16 protein-coding genes are annotated in these 17,470 nt (G+C 46.7%); 13 read left to right on the forward strand and 3 right to left on the reverse strand.

The genetic code is table 11. The features are described 5' to 3' along the window. The first annotated feature begins 24 nt into the window (after window positions 1–24). The 3 genes from IE165_RS10180 (at window position 25) to IE165_RS10190 (ending at window position 5,108) form a co-directional block, all read left to right on the forward strand. Window positions 25–1,461, forward strand: coding sequence for a SusD/RagB family nutrient-binding outer membrane lipoprotein (locus tag IE165_RS10180; RefSeq protein ID WP_229826503.1), 1,437 nt, complete (start codon window positions 25–27; stop codon window positions 1,459–1,461). Window positions 1,462–1,484: 23 nt separating this feature from the next. Beyond that, window positions 1,485–3,032, forward strand: coding sequence for a DUF5689 domain-containing protein (locus IE165_RS10185; RefSeq protein ID WP_189626518.1), 1,548 nt, complete (start codon window positions 1,485–1,487; stop codon window positions 3,030–3,032). A 75-nt stretch (window positions 3,033–3,107) separates the two neighbouring features. After that, window positions 3,108–5,108, forward strand: coding sequence for a calcineurin-like phosphoesterase C-terminal domain-containing protein (locus tag IE165_RS10190; protein ID WP_189626519.1), 2,001 nt, complete (start codon window positions 3,108–3,110; stop codon window positions 5,106–5,108). Window positions 5,109–5,172: 64 nt separating this feature from the next. On the opposite strand, the gene IE165_RS10195 is transcribed toward IE165_RS10190, so the two are convergent. The 3 genes from IE165_RS10195 to IE165_RS10205 all read right to left on the reverse strand — a co-directional run bounded on the left by IE165_RS10195 (window position 5,173) and on the right by IE165_RS10205 (window position 8,448). Next, window positions 5,173–7,038: a M1 family metallopeptidase gene (locus tag IE165_RS10195; protein ID WP_189626520.1), complete on the reverse strand. Its 1,866-nt coding sequence runs from the start codon at window positions 7,036–7,038 to the stop codon at window positions 5,173–5,175. 14 nt (window positions 7,039–7,052) lie between these two features. Beyond that, the gene (locus IE165_RS10200) at window positions 7,053–7,493 is read right to left on the reverse strand and encodes a hypothetical protein (protein ID WP_189626521.1); all 441 of its coding nucleotides are present in this window, start codon (window positions 7,491–7,493) and stop codon (window positions 7,053–7,055) included. A gap of 100 nt (window positions 7,494–7,593) precedes the next feature. After that, window positions 7,594–8,448, reverse strand: coding sequence for a M23 family metallopeptidase (locus tag IE165_RS10205; RefSeq protein ID WP_189626522.1), 855 nt, complete (start codon window positions 8,446–8,448; stop codon window positions 7,594–7,596). A 134-nt stretch (window positions 8,449–8,582) separates the two neighbouring features. On the opposite strand from IE165_RS10205, the gene mutY reads away from it, so the two are divergent. The 10 genes from mutY to miaB all read left to right on the forward strand — a co-directional run bounded on the left by mutY (window position 8,583) and on the right by miaB (window position 17,457). Next, complete coding sequence (mutY, locus tag IE165_RS10210) at window positions 8,583–9,650, forward strand: A/G-specific adenine glycosylase (protein ID WP_189626523.1); 1,068 nt, start codon at window positions 8,583–8,585, stop codon at window positions 9,648–9,650. Window positions 9,651–9,652: 2 nt separating this feature from the next. Then, on the forward strand, window positions 9,653–10,099 hold the full coding sequence (locus IE165_RS10215; protein ID WP_189626524.1) for a single-stranded DNA-binding protein: 447 nt from the start codon (window positions 9,653–9,655) through the stop codon (window positions 10,097–10,099). 79 nt (window positions 10,100–10,178) lie between these two features. Beyond that, window positions 10,179–11,216 (forward strand): phenylalanine--tRNA ligase subunit alpha, encoded by a 1,038-nt coding sequence (gene pheS / locus IE165_RS10220; RefSeq protein ID WP_189626525.1) that lies wholly within the window; start codon window positions 10,179–10,181, stop codon window positions 11,214–11,216. A 1-nt stretch (window position 11,217) separates the two neighbouring features. Next, entirely contained in the window at window positions 11,218–11,637 is a 420-nt protein-coding gene (locus IE165_RS10225; protein WP_189626526.1) for a hypothetical protein, read from the forward strand. Window positions 11,638–11,640: 3 nt separating this feature from the next. Next, window positions 11,641–12,216, forward strand: a complete 576-nt coding sequence (locus IE165_RS10230) for a TetR/AcrR family transcriptional regulator (protein ID WP_189626527.1) — start codon at window positions 11,641–11,643, stop codon at window positions 12,214–12,216. Window positions 12,217–12,389: 173 nt separating this feature from the next. Continuing rightward, window positions 12,390–13,796, forward strand: a complete 1,407-nt coding sequence (gene rlmD, locus IE165_RS10235; RefSeq protein ID WP_189626528.1) for a 23S rRNA (uracil(1939)-C(5))-methyltransferase RlmD — start codon at window positions 12,390–12,392, stop codon at window positions 13,794–13,796. 51 nt (window positions 13,797–13,847) lie between these two features. Beyond that, window positions 13,848–14,240 carry a hypothetical protein gene (locus IE165_RS10240; protein ID WP_189626529.1) on the forward strand — a complete coding sequence of 131 codons (393 nt, stop codon included), beginning with the start codon at window positions 13,848–13,850 and terminating at the stop codon, window positions 14,238–14,240. 62 nt (window positions 14,241–14,302) lie between these two features. Next, a complete protein-coding gene (locus IE165_RS10245; protein WP_189626530.1) occupies window positions 14,303–15,064 on the forward strand; it encodes a hypothetical protein in 762 nt (253 codons plus the stop codon). Window positions 15,065–15,162: 98 nt separating this feature from the next. Then, window positions 15,163–15,852, forward strand: coding sequence for a YiaD family glycine zipper/OmpA-like lipoprotein (locus tag IE165_RS10250; RefSeq protein ID WP_189626531.1), 690 nt, complete (start codon window positions 15,163–15,165; stop codon window positions 15,850–15,852). 171 nt (window positions 15,853–16,023) lie between these two features. Further along, complete coding sequence (miaB, locus tag IE165_RS10255) at window positions 16,024–17,457, forward strand: tRNA (N6-isopentenyl adenosine(37)-C2)-methylthiotransferase MiaB (RefSeq protein ID WP_189626532.1); 1,434 nt, start codon at window positions 16,024–16,026, stop codon at window positions 17,455–17,457. Window positions 17,458–17,470: the final 13 nt, after the last annotated feature.

A 17,470-nucleotide genomic window follows, 5' to 3' on the forward strand; every position in this document is an offset into this window, starting at 1 on the left:
AGAATTTTTAAACGATCAATATACATGCTAGGCTTAGGAGTGATGACACTTGTGCTCGCGCCCTCGTGCAACAAAAACTTTCAAGAAATCAATACCGATCCGAACTCCAGTCCGCGCGTACAGCCGGAAAATTTGCTCGCTCCCGCGATAGCGAAAGTGGTGAGTTACAACATGAGTCGTAGCCAACGCATCACCAACGAGCTGATGCAGGTTACGGTCAATATGGGCGATGGCGATGGGCGTATCTTTCGGTACGATATCCGGACGAGCGAAGCTGACTACATGTGGAACAACCTGTATCTGCAGCTGCGCAATTTCCGGGATATCTACGAATTTGCGGAGGAGCTTAACCAACCTGAATACATGGCGGTTGCACAAATCTGTGAAGCTTGGATATTTTCTATACTGACGGATATTTATGGTGACATTCCATTTACAGAAGCTTTACGTGCCAAAGACTTGAATCTTGTTCGTCCTGTATTTGATAAGCAGCAGGATATCTACCCCGCATTATTTGCAAAATTGGAAGAAGCCAATACACTTTTGCGCGGATTGCCAGCAACTACGCGTATCAACGGCAGCGTGGATCCTATATTCGCCGGTGATATGCTTAAATGGCGTACTTTCGGCAACTCACTGTATTTGCGTCTAGCGCTGCGCCTATCGCACAAAACAGCGCTGAATACACCCGCGATCATCAAAAAAATCGTTGATGAATCGCCCTTGATTTATCCTATTATGGTGAACAACGATTATTCAGCTATTTTGAGATGGACGGGTGTTGGAGCTTATGTATCCCCCTTTGCGACATGGCGCCCCGCCGATTGGTATGGCCCTCGCTCCGCAAGTTTTTTTATTGACAAGCTAAACGAACGGAGTGATCCACGGATCGTAACTTGGGCGTCTCTAGCCAATGGCGACTATTTTGGGGTGCCAAGTGGTTATCCTATCGGACAGCCCCCCGTAGCAGGATCTGCCCTACACACGGGCTTGATGACCAATCCGCTGCTGGGCAACATCTTGAACTATGGGGAGCTGCAGTTGATACTGGCTGAGGCTGCCGTCAAGGGCTGGATCAGTTCGGAAACTGCGCAGACCTACTACGAACGCGGCACTGTCGCCGGCATAGAGCTTTGGAACCACACCGTTCCATCCTTTTACTTGACGTCAGACTTGGTTGCGTGGGACGATTCATATAGCGAATTCGAGAAAATGGAGCTTATCCATTTACAGAAATACTATGCGCTATTTTTTACCGACATGCAGTCTTGGTTCGAGTACAGACGTACGGGACATCCCGTACTGCCTATTCGTTCCGGGCATCTTAATGGCGGCAAAATGCCTGCCCGTCTTAATTACCCGGTGTATGTGCAGTCTGCAAATCGGGAGAATTATATGAAAGCGGTAGCTGAACAGGGCCCAGATGATATCAATACCTTGGTTTGGTGGCAAAGACCATAATATTTATTGTAAAACGTATATTGATGAAAAAGAGTTTAAACTATATCTTTTTGTTACCGCTGCTCGTGCTCCTGATGCAGTCGTGCGAAAAGCGTAATTTTTTGGAAGGCAGATTAAGCCCGTACATCAGCATTGAGGATCTGCGGCAAATACATAAGGGTACCGATATACAACTGACCGGTGCGCTGCTGAGCGAAGCGCAGCAGACACGGGGAGTAGTGATCTCGGATGTCCAATTAGGAAACGTTCCTGCAGGAATGCTGATCGTGCAGCAAGCGCAGCCGGGCAAGCTACACGGTATCGCGCTCAACGTTGGCGACATCGCAGCAAACTATCGCGTTGGCGACTCCATAGCGGTAAATATCAGCAATAAACAATTAAAGCGAGCAGGGTTTCTCTATGTGGATGCGGTGCAAGCGGCCGATATCGAGGTCATCGCTAACGTCTCCCGCATCTACCGTCGCAACGTAACAGCCTCCGCTATTTATCAGCGCCCCCATGAGTTCGAGGGTACATACGTCCAGATCATTGGTGGGGAGATGTTTCCCCGTCCGGAAGCGGGTCAAACATTCGCCGGCGTAAAAAGAATGGTAAATGGGGCTGATACCTTAAACATACGCACCCTCCCCAACGCGCCTTTCGCCAATCTCCAAGTGCCACGCAATGTGAACGTACAGGGGATACTCCTTGGCGATTCGGACCATGCAGGCGTCATGGCCATTTGGCCAAGGATGGCCTCCGACATCTTGGACGTTTCCGATCCCGAGATTCCGGGGGATTTAGGCGCTATGCCCTTGGTTTTTACCGGTTATTGTCCTGATCCTGAGGGTGGAGACGGTAACTATGAGTACATTCAGCTCAGGGCAAATGCGGATATTAATTTTGCAGAGATCCCATTTTCGGTAGTCACCACCAATAACGCTGGAGGAAATCAGCCGAATGCCGGTGCGCCTCCAGGTGCAGGCTGGGCAACTGGCGGTGCACGTACCCTGAAATTCAACCTAACGGAAGGATCCGTAAAAAAAGGCGAATTCTTTTATGTAGGTGGCCATCAGAAGCGTATTAGTGGCGCAAACTCTACTTCCCTAGCCGAACTGAATTGGGTACGTGCAATACCATATGCCACATCCGGGGGCGATGGCTTGGGCGACGCAAACGCAAATATCTTAGCGAACAGTGGAAACGCCAGTGGAATGGCCTTGTTTGTAGGGACGAATATTAATGAAAGTACGGTACCAATAGATTTGGTGATGTTTGGCGGTCTCGGCACCAGTACCATCATCGATTCTGTGGCGAATCTAGGTTATCGCGTCGCAAATAACGATCATTACCGACCTTTTAATGCAGAAACCGGTGCTGCCCAACCCTTCTTTTCCATGGGGAGCAATCAATATCGCGTTCCGCATTTTCTCCCGGCAAACGTGGGTTTCTTCATCCAATTGGGCGGCGTATTCAATACCCGTACACGCACCTGGGAAACAGCCCGCGGCTACAACGCAAAGCAGCTGTCAAAACAGTCTCTCGCTAGCGATCTAGAAGTTGGGGAATTTGTGACACGACAAACAGAGTAGATTTTTTTTATGAAAGGCGTCTGTTGCTAAGGGAACAGACGCCTTTTTTTGCCTAAATTTTTAAAAGCTTTTTTTATGCTGTTGAAAAAAATATTGTTACCTGCCCAACGCAGGCGTTCCGTTCATGCCTTTCTGCTGCTGTTGTTGCTAATTTGCTTCTCATGCGGAAAAGAAGTGGTATCAAGACCGGAAGAAATCCATCCGCCAACCACCGAACAAAACAAGCTCGGACTCGAAGATGTGCGTATCCCTTTGGTATGGGATGTCCAAAGAGACGCTGCGACGCAGATTTCGGGCAAGGGATTTCAGTCTAACGACGAAATTTTGCTGGAGCCCTTGGATGGATTAACCAACTTTTTCCGGATACGTTTGTCTGAAATAGGTTCGGCAGGCGCTTCGTTTCCACTTCCTGCAGATTTGCAAGAGGGACGCTACACCGTCGTGCTCGATCGGGAGGGTGTCAAGCAAACGTTAGGCAGCAGCACCTTCAACTTCGTGTTGCGTGCCAACCTGCCGAATATAGCTGGTAAAACCATAAAGGGAGTCGTTCATATAGCAGGCCAAGGCCTCGCAAATGTGGTCGTTTCGGATGGATCTGAGGTGACAAAAACCGATCGCGATGGCTTATACTACCTGTCTTCCACCAAAAGAAATGGATATGTCTTTGTCTCGGTGCCTGGAAACCACGAAGTATTAAGCATGGCCAGTAACCTACCAGTCTTTTATCGCTATCTAAACCCCAACCCGAATGTCGTGGATACGCGGGATTTTGAGCTGAAGGCAGTCGATAACAATAACCACGTGCTGCTTAGTCTAGCGGATATGCATTTGGCAAACAGGAATGATGACTTGCATCAATTTCAGGCTGGTTTTATTGCAGACGCCAACCAGCAGATTGCCAAGATGCAGGGTGCCGGTAAAAAGGTCTACGCGCTGACGCTGGGAGACCAGACGTGGGAAACCTACTGGTATAGCAATAACTTTATGCTTCCCGAATATGTAAAAGAGATTGCTAAGCTCCAAGCACCGGTCTTTAACACCATTGGGAACCACGACAACGACCCGTACTTTGCCAGCGACTGGCTGTCAGAGAATGCGTACCGTCGGGTATTGGGTCCTACTTACTATTCATTTAATATCGGCCAAATACACTATATCGTTTTGGATAACATCGAGTATATCAATGTAGGTGGATCCACGGGGAATATAGGGAACCGGAATTATAACGCAAAAGTTGCCGAGCAGCAGTTTGCTTGGCTTAAGAAGGATCTGGAAACGGTAGACGCATCGACGCCGATCATATTGGCAACGCATATCCAATTACATCATGCGCCCTCCATCACGGGCAGCTTACCCGCATTCCGCATGAGCAACGGACAGCAATTGGTCGATTTATTTACGCGGTTTGAACAGGTGCATGTGCTAACTGGGCACACACACGTAAACTATCGCGTGGTCAGAAATGATCATTTCATGGAGCATAATACGGCTGCGGTGTGTGCAACGTGGTGGTGGACCGGCAGGACAGGTTATGCCGGAAACCATATCGCGCCAGACGGAAGCCCCGGAGGCTATGGGATTTGGGAAGTGAGCGGAAAAAATTTAACGTGGCAATATAAATCTATTGGTTATCCCGAAGATTACCAATTTCGATCCTACGATCTGAACAATGTACACATTACAGCGGCCAAATACGCCCCGGATGCAAACACATCACATCAAAATCTTGTCCCGCAGTATGCGGCTGATTTTGCGAATGAGAATCGGGATAACGAGGTGTTAATTAACGTGTGGGGGTATGATCCCAGCTGGACGATTTCCGTGACCGAAAACGGCCTTGCATTGTCCGTACAGCGTGTTGCTTCTTTTGACCCCTTACAGCTCATCTCCTATGCCATGAAAAGGATCAACGTGAATGCAGTACCCACTTTCGATGCGTCGAATTCGTCACATATGTTTAAGGTAAGGGCTTCGTCGGCCAGTAGCACCTTAAAAATTAAGGTTGCGGATCGTTTCGGACGCGTTTATACAGAAGATATGGTAAGACCAAAAGCGTTTAATTATACCATGCGCTAGCTGAGCCTGCGACTGCGTCATAAAAAAAGTAAGGCTTACCGCGTATGTGGGTAAGCCTTACTTTTTATTGGGCAGTGTAGCTATTATCTGCGGATTCCACATCCGCGAGGCGTTGTGTAGGATCAATCTCCACTTTTACCGCCTTCTTGTTCAAACGAATGGTATAGGTCGGTTTTGTCCAAAACCAGTCCTCCAACACCGTTCTTCGTACGCCCTGGTACACGGCGAAGTTCTCGACCGGCTTATCTCCCCGCATTTCTCGCAAAGGGATATAGAAAAGTTCTTTCGTGCCATCGGCATATGTTACCAAAAGATCTATGGGCATGGCAAAATCGGACTTGTTGGTGAGTGTGATTTCCTGATCGCTTACCTTGCTTATGGCATAATCTATTTTGCGGGTTGTATGGATAAAAAGATTAAAATACCATTTGAGGTTGATGCCGGATACCTCCTCTGCGACACGCTTGAAATCATTCGGCGTAGGATGTTTCAGTTTCCAGATATCATAAAACTGGAGAAAGGTTTTTTGCAGGTTTTCTTTACCGATGATATATCCCAGCTGTTCGGCCAACACTTGGCCTTTGCTGTATGCTTCATTGCTGTACGCGTAATTGCTGTTGTAGTAGTCTGCCAATAGGCTCATAGGTTCCTCTTTGCCGGACATCGCCAATTTGTAGTAAGCACGGTAGCCGCTGATCACTGGGTTCGGTGCCGGTATTTCCCTCTTTTCAAAGAGTGCCTGAAAGGCAAGTGCCTGCACGTAACTTGTAAATCCCTCGTCAAACCATTCATCTACGGTCTCATTGATCCCAAATAGATGTTGGTACCACGAGTGGGCAGCTTCGTGGAAGATGACGCCAACCAAGCTCTTTAAATTACGTCCGCCAGTAACCAAGGTGGCTGTTCCGTATTCCATACCGCCGTCTCCACCCTGCACGATACTGTAGGTTGGCCACGGGTATGTGCCGAAATGTGCCGAGGTATAATCAAAAAATTCCGTCGCCAAGCTCAACGCTGTTTTCCAATTTTCTTTGACCTCCTTATTCGTCGGAAGGAAGACGGTATAAACCGTAACACCACCGTTGCTTCTGGCGGAATCAACCACAAAATTCGGATCGGCCGCCCACGCGAAATCATGAATGTTTTCTGCTTTAAAATGCCATGTGGCCTTTCCATTGACAGGGCTTACTTTCGGTTTTTTGACATAGCCTTTCACTTGGTTGGGGTTTTGCAGTTTTCCCGATCCTCCAATTACATAATCTTTGTTCAAATGTATGGTAACGTCAAAGTTGCCAAACGGCGCGATAAACTCGCGCGCAACATACTCATCCAGATGCCAGCCAAATTCATCGAAATGAGCCATTTTGGGATACCATTGCGCCATCGAAAACGCCACACCTTCGGATGAGTTGCGTCCGCTTCGGCGGATTTGTTCGGGAACTTGGGCGCTCCATTCCATTTCGAAGTCTGCGGTTTGGCCAGCTGCGATAGCCTGCGGCAAAAGGACTTCCAACAGCGTCCCATCGATTTTGTAAGTGGTAGGCTGCCCGTTCATCCGAAGACTCTTTATTTTTTGGTAGCCGATTTGATCTTCCGTCAACGTCGCAATGCGGCTTTGGTATTGCGGATTTTCTTTGGTGCCGAGATTTTTTGTCATCCGTGAATCGGGATCGCTTATATTGCTCAGTCGGTGATCCATCATACTGCCCGGTTGGAAAGCGTTGAAATATAGATGAAAATATACTTTGGATAGTGCTTGATTGGAATTGTTGGTATATTTCAAATCCATCTTGCCCTGATACTGGTAGTTTTTTTCATCTACGTCAATTTCCATGCGGTAATCAACGGCTTGCTGCCAATAGCCGGCACGTTGCGCGAACATAAGCACGCTGGAGAGCATAAAGAAACCAAAGATTAATAGTTTTCTCATTTGTGTGTTAGATTTTACATGTAATAATATTCGACCCCTTTTTGCTTTAAAACATGTATTAAAGCCTGCAGATCGTCGTCTTTTTGAAAGAGCTTATTGCGCCAATATCGCTTGGGTACCTTTTTATTTTTCATAAACATCATGATGAGGTTGCCGCCTGATCGGGGTACGTTCCGGAGATATTTCACCTCGAAAAGCGGAATGCGCTCGGTCTTCCCACCAGGAAACGTGATGGTAACCTCTTCCTGGTTTACGACCCATTGCGAATCGTTGCGACTCCACTTGATGCTAAGCATTAGCAGCAGCGGAAGACTGCACAGAACGATTAGAATTTTCGCGGCTTCTGCCAAGGGTAACCTCGCCGAAATAGCCGTGACGATACATACGCCCAGTAAAAGTAGAGCCATGTATTTTCCGCGATGTAAGGTTGCGATGTGGAACGTATTTTCGCTCATGGACCAAAAATAACAAAAGAGCCATCATATTTAGCTCTTTTGTTCGAATATCACGAGATATTTACGGGGGTAAATCGGACGTACTTCTTTCTGTCCCGCTTTAGAAAGAAAAGAATTTGCTGGGGTTCAACTTTTTGTCATTTTTTACGACCTCGTAGTGCAGATGTGGTCCGGTGCTTCTGCCGGTGCTACCCAACAACCCCACAACTTCGCCAGCTTCGATTGCTTCCCCGCGTTTTACGCGGGTTCGTGTCAGATGGGCATAACGTGTTTCATATCCGTTGTTGTGCTTCACCATCACGACATAACCGTAATCCCCTTTGTATCCCGCAAAGGTGACACGGCCTTTGGCCGTGGCCCGAACAGGGTCGCCCATTCTTCCTTTTAGATCAACACCGGCATGCATTTCTCGACCACGATTGGTGAATGGATTGCGACGATAGCCGAAAGGTGAGGTGATGCGTCCGGGATGCGGCACACCCAGGGGCATACCATCCAGTTTAGCTTCCAGATTTTTGAGTTGTTTTTTGTAGAAAAGGGATAGCTCGACCAAATCGTCTTCTCCTGTTTCTACAGGTCCACCGACATGTTTCATTTTAATTTCTTTCAGCCCTCGGGTGCGCATTTTTTTATTGATGCTTGTCAAGGTGCTGTCGATGGAATCGAACGATTTTTTCATCTCGTCGGTCGTCAACTGGCTGTTAAAGCCTTCTTCTTCCAACTGTTTCTTCTGTTCGTTCAGCAGATTTATTTTTTTATTATAGACGGCGGTATACGCTTCGGAGGTCTGCTGTTTAACGATATACGCAACGCAAAAGACCGTCATTGCGATCAGCGCTACAAAAGATCCTACTATTTTTTTCCAGTGGTTGACGATCAGTGTCGGTACTTGCATTTTTCGGGTGGATGTACCATCCGTTTCCACGAACAGTACCGCTGTTTTTTTCTTTAGCATAGCGTCAATGACAAAAACTTTTTTAATGATACGGAGCACAAAGGTATCCGATCAAGTGGTTTATGTTCAATATTTTACATTTTTTAACATTTTGATAGGCTGTTTTTATTGTAAAAAAATAAGCAACTTTGTGCATGTCGTTTGCTTCAAATTTGATGATTTGGTACCGTGAGCATGGAAGAGACCTACCTTGGAGAAACACCCAGGATCCCTATGTTATTTGGCTTTCGGAGATTATTTTACAACAGACCCGCGTGGAACAGGGCTTGCCCTATTTTCACCGTTTTTTGGAGGCTTTTCCAATTGTAACAAAGTTTGCCGCTGCCGATGAGGGAGAAATCCTCCGCCTATGGCAAGGATTAGGCTATTACTCGCGGGCCCGCAATATGCACAAGGCCGCAAAGATGGTCGTGGACGAGTTTGGAGGTGTTTTCCCGCAGCGTTATGCAGAAGCCATCCGTTTGTCGGGCGTGGGCGAGTATACCGCAGCGGCCATTGCGTCATTCTCCGCGAATGAGCCCAAAGCTGTTGTGGATGGGAATGTGTATCGCGTGCTTGCTCGATATTTTGGTATCGCCGAGCCTATCAATAGTAGCCAGGGCAAAAAGCGCTTTGCTAAGCTAGCCCAAGAAGTAATGGATGTTGATCACGCAGCCACCTACAACCAAGCCATTATGGATTTTGGAGCACTGCAGTGCCGACCCAAAAGACCACACTGTGCAGGATGTCCGTTACGGCTGGATTGTGTGGCCTATAACGCTGGTAGCATCGAGATGCTTCCCGTTAAACTGAAAGGAAAAGCAAGCCGGGATCGTTTTTTTCACTATTTTATCATTCGCACCGACGATCATATACTGATGTCTAAACGCGGCACAGCAGATGTATGGGCTAATTTGTATGAATTCCCAATGATCGAGACGGAGCATGATACACCGGTAGATGCGTTGCGCGGTTCAGCAGCATTTGCCGCTCACTTTCAATTAGATGCACATTTGTTTGAATTAGAGAAGGTGTCCAAGCATGTGCTCAGTCACCAAAACATTTACGCAAAGTTTTATATCCTTCCGGATCCGGCTATGTGTCACGCAAAAAAAAGCAACTGGACATATCATCTGTTGGAAAAAATTGATACATTAGCTAAACATAAACTTATATTTTCTTTTCTTGAAAAGAACAAACAACTGATTAATCCTAAAATCTAATTATGGCAAGCGTTAACAAAGTAATTTTGGTTGGGCACCTGGGAAAGGATCCGGAAGTGCGATATCTTGAAGGCAATATCACGGTCTGTAGTTTTCCGTTGGCAACATCCGAAACCTATACGAAGGATGGCGTACGGATGCAGCATACCGAATGGCACAACATCGTGATGTGGCGTAACTTGGGAGAAATGGCCGTGAAGTATTTAAAGAAAGGGAAACTCGTTTATATTGAAGGACGCCTGCGCACACGCAATTACGAAGATAAGGAAGGGAACAGGCGGTTTGTGACGGAGATAGTAGGAGAGAGCTTCAAACTGTTGGGACGGCCCTCTGATTTTGGGCAGACCACAAAAAGTTCGGCCAACGAAAATACGACGGACGAGGGCGAGAAGGAGCAGGAGGTCGATTTTACGGAAAACAGCAACGACCCCGATGGGTTGCCTTTTTAAGGGATCGGCGCCATCCATGCATGCAAAAATTAAGCGCGTTTGCCCCTAATTTTTAATATTTTGCTGTATCTTTGGCCTTATGTTGCAGGACAAAATTACGCAGTATTCGCAAGAAATAAATGAGTTTACGCCTACGTCAGCCGCTGATGTAGAGCAATTTCGGTTAAGGTTTTTGGTATCCAAAGGGATCGTCAAATCTCTTTTTGATGAATTTAAGTCCGTCAGTCCGGAAGAGAAGCGAACCTTAGGCAAAGTGTTAAATGATTTTAAACAGCTTGCTGAACTTAAATTTTCGGAGGCACAGGAGCAGTTTGCTGCTTCGGCAGCGAAGGCTGAACGTACAGCTGACGACCTGACATTGCCGGGCGTGGGATTCCAGCTGGGCTCCCGCCATCCCTTGTCGCTCGTTCGGAAAGAGATCGTGGAGATATTCAAAAAATTAGGTTTTATCGTTGCCGAAGGTCCCGAAATCGAAGATGACTGGCATAATTTCTCGGCGCTTAATTTTCCGCCAGAACATCCTGCGCGCGATATGCAAGACACATTTTTTGTGGAGAAGAAGGACGGGAATGATATCGCCTTGCGTACACATACCTCTTCGGTTCAAGTACGTTTGATGGAAATGGGAAAACCACCGTTTCGTGCGATCATGCCGGGGCGTGTTTACCGCAACGAAGCCATATCGGCACGCGCCCATTGTTTTTTCCATCAGGTAGAGGGATTGTATGTCGATGAAGGTGTATCGTTCGCCGATTTAAAGCAAACGCTTTACCATTTTGTACAAGAACTCTATGGAGAGGGCACCAAAGTCCGTTTCCGCCCTTCATATTTCCCATTCACGGAACCCTCAGCAGAAATGGATATTTCCTGTACCATTTGCAAAGGCGAAGGTTGCCAATTGTGTAAGTATTCCGGTTGGGTAGAAATTTTGGGATGTGGTATGGTAGATCCGAACGTGTTGGAAAACTGCGGTATAGATAGTAAAAAATATACGGGGTTTGCCTTCGGTATGGGTATCGAGCGAATCACAAATCTGAAGTACGAAATCCGTGACTTGCGGTTGTTCTCCGAAAATGATGTTCGCTTCCTGTCGCAATTCGAAACGGAAATTATATAAAATGATGAAAGAAGTAACCCGTTACATCGCCGCTTTCCTGACCGTCGCCCTACTCGCCGGTTGTGGAGGAGGAAGTTGTAATGTGGTTCCTGATCGATCGTTCACGACCAATATCAATCAGGCTCAACATTTAGATGTTTTTGCCACCAAGGGGTGGGTGTACGCCCAAGGCGGATATGCGGGTTTGGTGGTTTACAACACGGGCAGCCAGCAGGATCCTAAGCTTATTGCATACGACCGCTGCAGTACCGTGAACCCAGAAAAAGGCAGCCGTGTAGAGGTTCAAGGCATGCTTTTGGTGGATCCGCAATCCGGCGCAAAATGGCTTTTGGAAGATGGCTCTCCTGCAGCATTGGCCGAATGCCCGTTGCGCTCCTACTCGGTGGGCCAACAGGGGAACGTCTTTTACGTACAAAACTAACCCATGGAACAAGACAAGGTTATCCTATCCATAAAAAAATCTGCCCGTGATCTCTTCAGGCGTTATGGCTATAATAAAACCAGTGTAAATGAGCTAGCGAAGCAGGCCCAAATTGCAAAAGCCACCTTCTATAAGCACTTTGCCAGTAAAGAACTGATTCTGCATGCCGTATTGATGGATTATATTCGGGAAAATGTGCAGGACATCCTCGAAAAAAATGTCAGGGAACGCGACCTGTCCACTTTTTTAGCCAATACGATCCTGCGGGTCAGCCGCGTAACGTACACCGTGTGCAACGAATTTGTGGGGTGGGAGTTTATCCGTGAATCTGCGAATGCGCAGGAATATTTAAAAACACTGTCTGATGACTTAGAATTTCTGCTTTTAAGCTCGTTTATACAGAATGAAACAATTGGGCAGACCGTGCCGGAAGAGCGCCTCACTTTTTTGATAAAATCCAGTAAAAACATTGTCTTCTCCTTTGCCTTCACTGCCGTAACGGAGGCCGACGTGCGTAAGAATTTTATATCCTTCCAAAAGGAAATTTTACCTTACCTGGTGCAAGCCACATTGCTTTAATGACCGTGGCGACAGCTAGAGGCTGCTGCTGTAGGGCCTGCTTTTGCCGCGACGCGCAGCCCGTGGTTGATGTTTATGGCGTATCCTCCGGGCCTAGGCGGTATCGGCTGTTTGTACGTCGGCATGAATAGCGCTTTACTCTTCGCGTAAAAAAGCGTAGTTTTGCAGCTATTATGGGTAGAAGAATTCCACAGGATAAGCGGTTTATGTCCGACATCGCCATCATTGATATTGCGGAGGAAGGTAAAGGTGTTGCGAAGCAAGACGAGTTGGTGATGTTTATAGAGCAGGCCGTTCCAGGCGATATCGCCGATATCGAGCTGCTGCGCAAGAAGAAAAATTTTGCCGAAGGACGAATGGTCGCGTTGAAACAGCCATCATCCCACCGTGTAGAGCCTTTCTGCCCGCATTTCGGTGTTTGTGGCGGTTGCAAATGGCAGCATATGAACTATCCGGCACAACTGCAATTCAAGCGGCAGTATGTCGATAATGCGTTACGCCGGTTAGGGAAAGTAGATACGGATGGCATAGAAGATATATTGGGATCTGCCCAAACCGAATACTATCGAAACAAGCTAGAGTTTACTTTTTCGAACAAAAGGTGGCTGACGTCGATGGATCAAGATGTCTTACCTGAAGACATGAATGCGCTGGGTTTTCACGTACCCGGTCGGTTCGATAAGATTTTGGATATAGATCATTGCTTTCTGCAACAGGATCCTTCCAACAAGATTCGCAATGCCGTGCGAGCGTTTGCGACCCGCCACGAAATCTCGTTTTATGATTTGCGAGCACATGAAGGGGCCTTGCGAAATTTGATCATCCGTACCTCATCTACTGGAGAAGTGATGTTGATCGTCGTCTTTGCCTATCCTACGGAAGAGCAGGTGGACACCCTCATGACTTATCTGCACCAGCAGTTTCCTGACTTGGCCTCTTTGTTGTATATCATCAATCAAAAGCGGAACGATACGATTTTTGATCAAGATATCCACCTGTTTGCTGGTCGCGATTTTATCTATGAAGAGATGGAAGGCTTGAAATTTAAAGTGGGACCAAAATCGTTTTATCAAACAAATTCTGCACAGGCATACGAGCTTTATAAAATCACACGGGAATTTGCGGATCTGAAAGGTGACGAACGGGTGTATGATTTATATACCGGAGCCGGTACCATCGCGAATTTTGTGGCAAGGAGCGCGCGTGAAGTTATTGGTGTAGAGTATGTGCCCTCGGCTATCGAAGATGCGAAGATCAATTCGTCTATCAATGATATTGCCAATACCAAGTTTTTCGCGGGCGATATGAAGGATGTGCTGACGGCCGAGTTTGTGGCTGAACACGGAAAGCCTGATGTCGTGATCACGGATCCGCCACGTGCTGGGATGCATGTAGATGTCGTGCATCGTATCTTAGAGATGGAAGCGGAGAAGGTGGTTTACGTGAGCTGCAACGCCGCCACACAAGCGCGTGATTTGGCGCTTTTACAAGAAAAATACCAAGTCGAGCGCATCAAGCCGGTCGATATGTTTCCGCACACGCAGCATGTGGAAAATGTTGTTTTATTGCGTTTGAAGTAGGCACCTAGCTGTCGATTTTTTTAGTTGATTTTAAGGTTTGATTTTTTCAAAATGAATATCGAGGATTTAATGGCTAGAGATGCCGCTAACGGCGATCCGAAGGCAAATAGCCCGTTGAAAAGCCTAAAGCTGGACTTGGATTTTTATAAAGAATCGATCCAGGAAGTTTCCACCGAGATGATGGCCGAAGGGTATACCCTTTATCCAATCTTCATTGCCCACCAGCACGAAGTGAGCGTAGGCGAAGTGCTGTTGGATAGAAATGAATTGAATACGCAGTGGACGATACAGGTGTCATCGTTGGAAGAATTTGTGGATCGGGGCCTGATTAAGGAAGAGCGGAAGGATCATTTCGTTAAAAACTACAAAAACGCAAACGATTTTATGTGTTTATTTGTCATTGTTCCAGAGGGGGCAAACTTTGTTTTCTATCCATACCGTTGATTTCGATCGATTTAGAACTTTTTAACATCGGGGTAGTCCAAACAATTGCTATTTTTAACCGAATGTACGTAAGAATAAAATATATCTATATAAGCATCCTTAGCGTTTTGCTGGCCTTGGGCAGTGTGGAGATTGCTGCAGCGCAGTCCACTGCGGTTTCCGGTATTGTGGTGGCCAAAGGTGGAAGCGTACGGTTAGCGGAGGTCAATGTGCATAATTTGCGCACAAACCGTCGCGCACAAACGAACACATTTGGTGTATTTATCATCGAGGCATCGGTGGGCGATAGCCTCGCGTTTAGTAAAACAGGCTATGGCCCGGTCAAAACCGTTATTCAGACAGCGGAAGATATTCTCATTGAGCTGCAGGAAGGATTGACCATCGAGACCGTTGTGGTGAACCGGATGAGCAAAGAAGCCGAAATGCGCGACATGCTGGACGACTATCGGAAAAAGGGTGTTTATAATGGTGGTAAAAACACCGTAGGAACCTATCTAGGTAGCCCGGCTACAGCACTGTACAATCTTTTTGGCAAAGATGCTAAGAACGCCAAGCGCTTTGCGGCGATGATGGACCGTGAGCTTGAAGAGTCACAGGTGGATCGGATTTTCAATAAAAGTTCGGTTTCTTCCTTGACGGATTTGGAAGGCGACGAGCTGCAATCGTTCATGGATCTGTACAGACCATCGTTTAGCATGGTGCAACGTTGGGGACAGTATGATTTTATGAACTATGTAAAGACCTCGTTTGAAAGCTGGGAACGCAATGGGAGGCCGCGATCCTCTCGTCTTCCGAAGCTCGAAATCCCACCTCAGGAAAAATAATTTTTTTCTTTTCTGTTGAATTTACCGTTGTTTTTACATTTTGGCATTCGCTTTGATTTAAAGCTATCATATTTCAGTGTAACAGTAAAAAGTTGAATATGAAAACGAGAAGAAAAGTAGCTATATATGGCTTGTCGGTGGCAACATCCGTTATGTTGTTTGCGAGTTGTTCTACTATACAAAACACGAACAGTACCACTAAAGGTGCTGTGATTGGTACCGCTGCTGGTGCAGGGCTGGGTGCTTTGATCGGTGGTAAAGCAGGTAATACGGCAGTGGGTGCTATTGCAGGTGCTGCCATTGGTGGTGTTGCCGGTGGCTTGATCGGTAAAAAAATGGACAAGCAAGCCAAAGAAATTGAAAACACAGTGGCTGGTGCAGAGGTGATCAAGGCCGATGAAGGTATTATTGTGAAATTTGATGAAGGAATCTTGTTTGACTTCAACAGTTCAACGTTAAAATCAGCAGCGAAGACAAATATCGGTAATTTAGTATCGACTTTAAACAAAGAACCGGACACGGAGATTTTAGTGATTGGCCATACGGATAATGTAGGCTCACTATCAGCGAATCAAAAAGTTTCTGAATCTCGTGCGGCTGCCGTTAAGGCCTATGCCGTATCACAGGGTTTAAGCGGTGCGCGTATCAAAACGCAGGGCAAAAACTATTCGGAACCGTTGGCATCCAATGATACAGATGCAGGACGCGCAGAGAACCGTCGTGTAGAAATCGTGATTGTCGCTGGCGACAAAATGATCAAAGAGGCTCAATCTGAGGCCGGTAGATAATTTTATACGCATAAAGTTTAAGAGAGCCATCTAACCTTAGGTGGCTCTTTTTTTAGTGTTTGTCATCATCGTACAGCACATCTATCGGTTTGTTAAATTTGGGTCAAGCTCTGCCAAAGTGTCATCGATTTGAGTTTTTATTGTTAGCTTTGTAGTCTTTTAAACGGAGTCATGCTAGAATTAGAACACACTACAAAAACACACGATGAGGCTCGCCAGGGAGAGGCTTTGGATATGTTGCCCACAGGTAAATCTACAGGGCGCAAATTATATATCGAAAGTTATGGATGTCAGATGAATTTTTCTGACAGTGAGATCGTTGCCTCCATCTTACTGGATAATGGTTTTGAGACTACAAAAGATTATAAAGAGGCCGATGTGGTATTTATCAATACCTGCTCCATTCGCGAGAATGCGGAGCAGCGCGTACGGAATCGGTTAAAGGAATTTGAGTCGGCAAAAAATCGGAATCCGGGAATGATTGTCGGCGTTTTAGGCTGTATGGCCGAGCGGTTGAAATCCAAGTTTTTGGAAGAGGAAAAATTGGTCGATGTGGTCGTTGGTCCCGACGCATACCGTGATCTTCCGAATCTTATTGGTAAGGTGGACGATGGAAATAAAGCGGTCAACGTGCTGTTGTCCAGGGAAGAAACCTACGCAGACATCAATCCGGTACGTCTAAATTCCAATGGTATATCTGCCTTCGTTTCGATTATGCGTGGATGCGACAACATGTGCTCGTTTTGTGTCGTTCCGTTTACGCGAGGACGTGAGCGTAGCCGCGATCACCAGTCTATCGTTAAGGAAGCGCGCGAGTTGTTTGAGGCAGGCTATAAGGAAGTGACGCTGTTGGGTCAGAATGTCGACTCTTATAAATACACCGCAGCGGTTGCAGAAGGAGGGGAGCCGCAACCTACCGTAAATTTCGCCCAGCTATTGGCGATGGTGGCCGATGTGAGCCCGGATTTACGGGTTCGTTTTTCCACGTCGCATCCGAAGGATATAACAGATGAGGTGCTTCACACCATGGCTCGTTACGAGAATATCTGTAAATACATACATTTGCCGGTACAGTCTGGCAATTCCCGTGTGCTGGATCTAATGAACCGTACCTACGATCGTGCCTGGTACATGGAGCGCATCGATGCAATCCGTCGTATCCTTCCTGACTGTGGCATATCAACGGATGTGATTACTGGTTTCTGTACGGAAACAGAAGAAGAGCATGCAGAAACACTGTCTATGATGGATTATGTGAAATATGATTTCGCGTATATGTTTGCCTATTCGGAACGTCCGGGGACGTTGGCTGCGAAGCGCTATGCCGACGACATCCCGGAAGATGTCAAGAAAAGACGGCTTACGGAAGTTGTCAATAAGCAGCAACAGCATAGTCTTTTCCGCTTGCAAAATTTTGTAGGTAAAGTCCATAAAGTGCTTATTGAAGGATTTTCCAAACGTTCGGATCAAGACTATTGCGGTCGTAACGACCAAAATACCATGGTGGTGTTTCCTGTTGATAGCCGCTTCAAGCCTGGGCAGTATGTACATGTGCTGGCTGAACGCTGCACATCTGCAACATTGATGGGAAAAATAGTGGATTAGGTTAATCTGTAAA

This window comes from Sphingobacterium griseoflavum (assembly GCF_014653155.1).
GTDB lineage: Bacteria > Bacteroidota > Bacteroidia > Sphingobacteriales > Sphingobacteriaceae > Sphingobacterium > Sphingobacterium griseoflavum.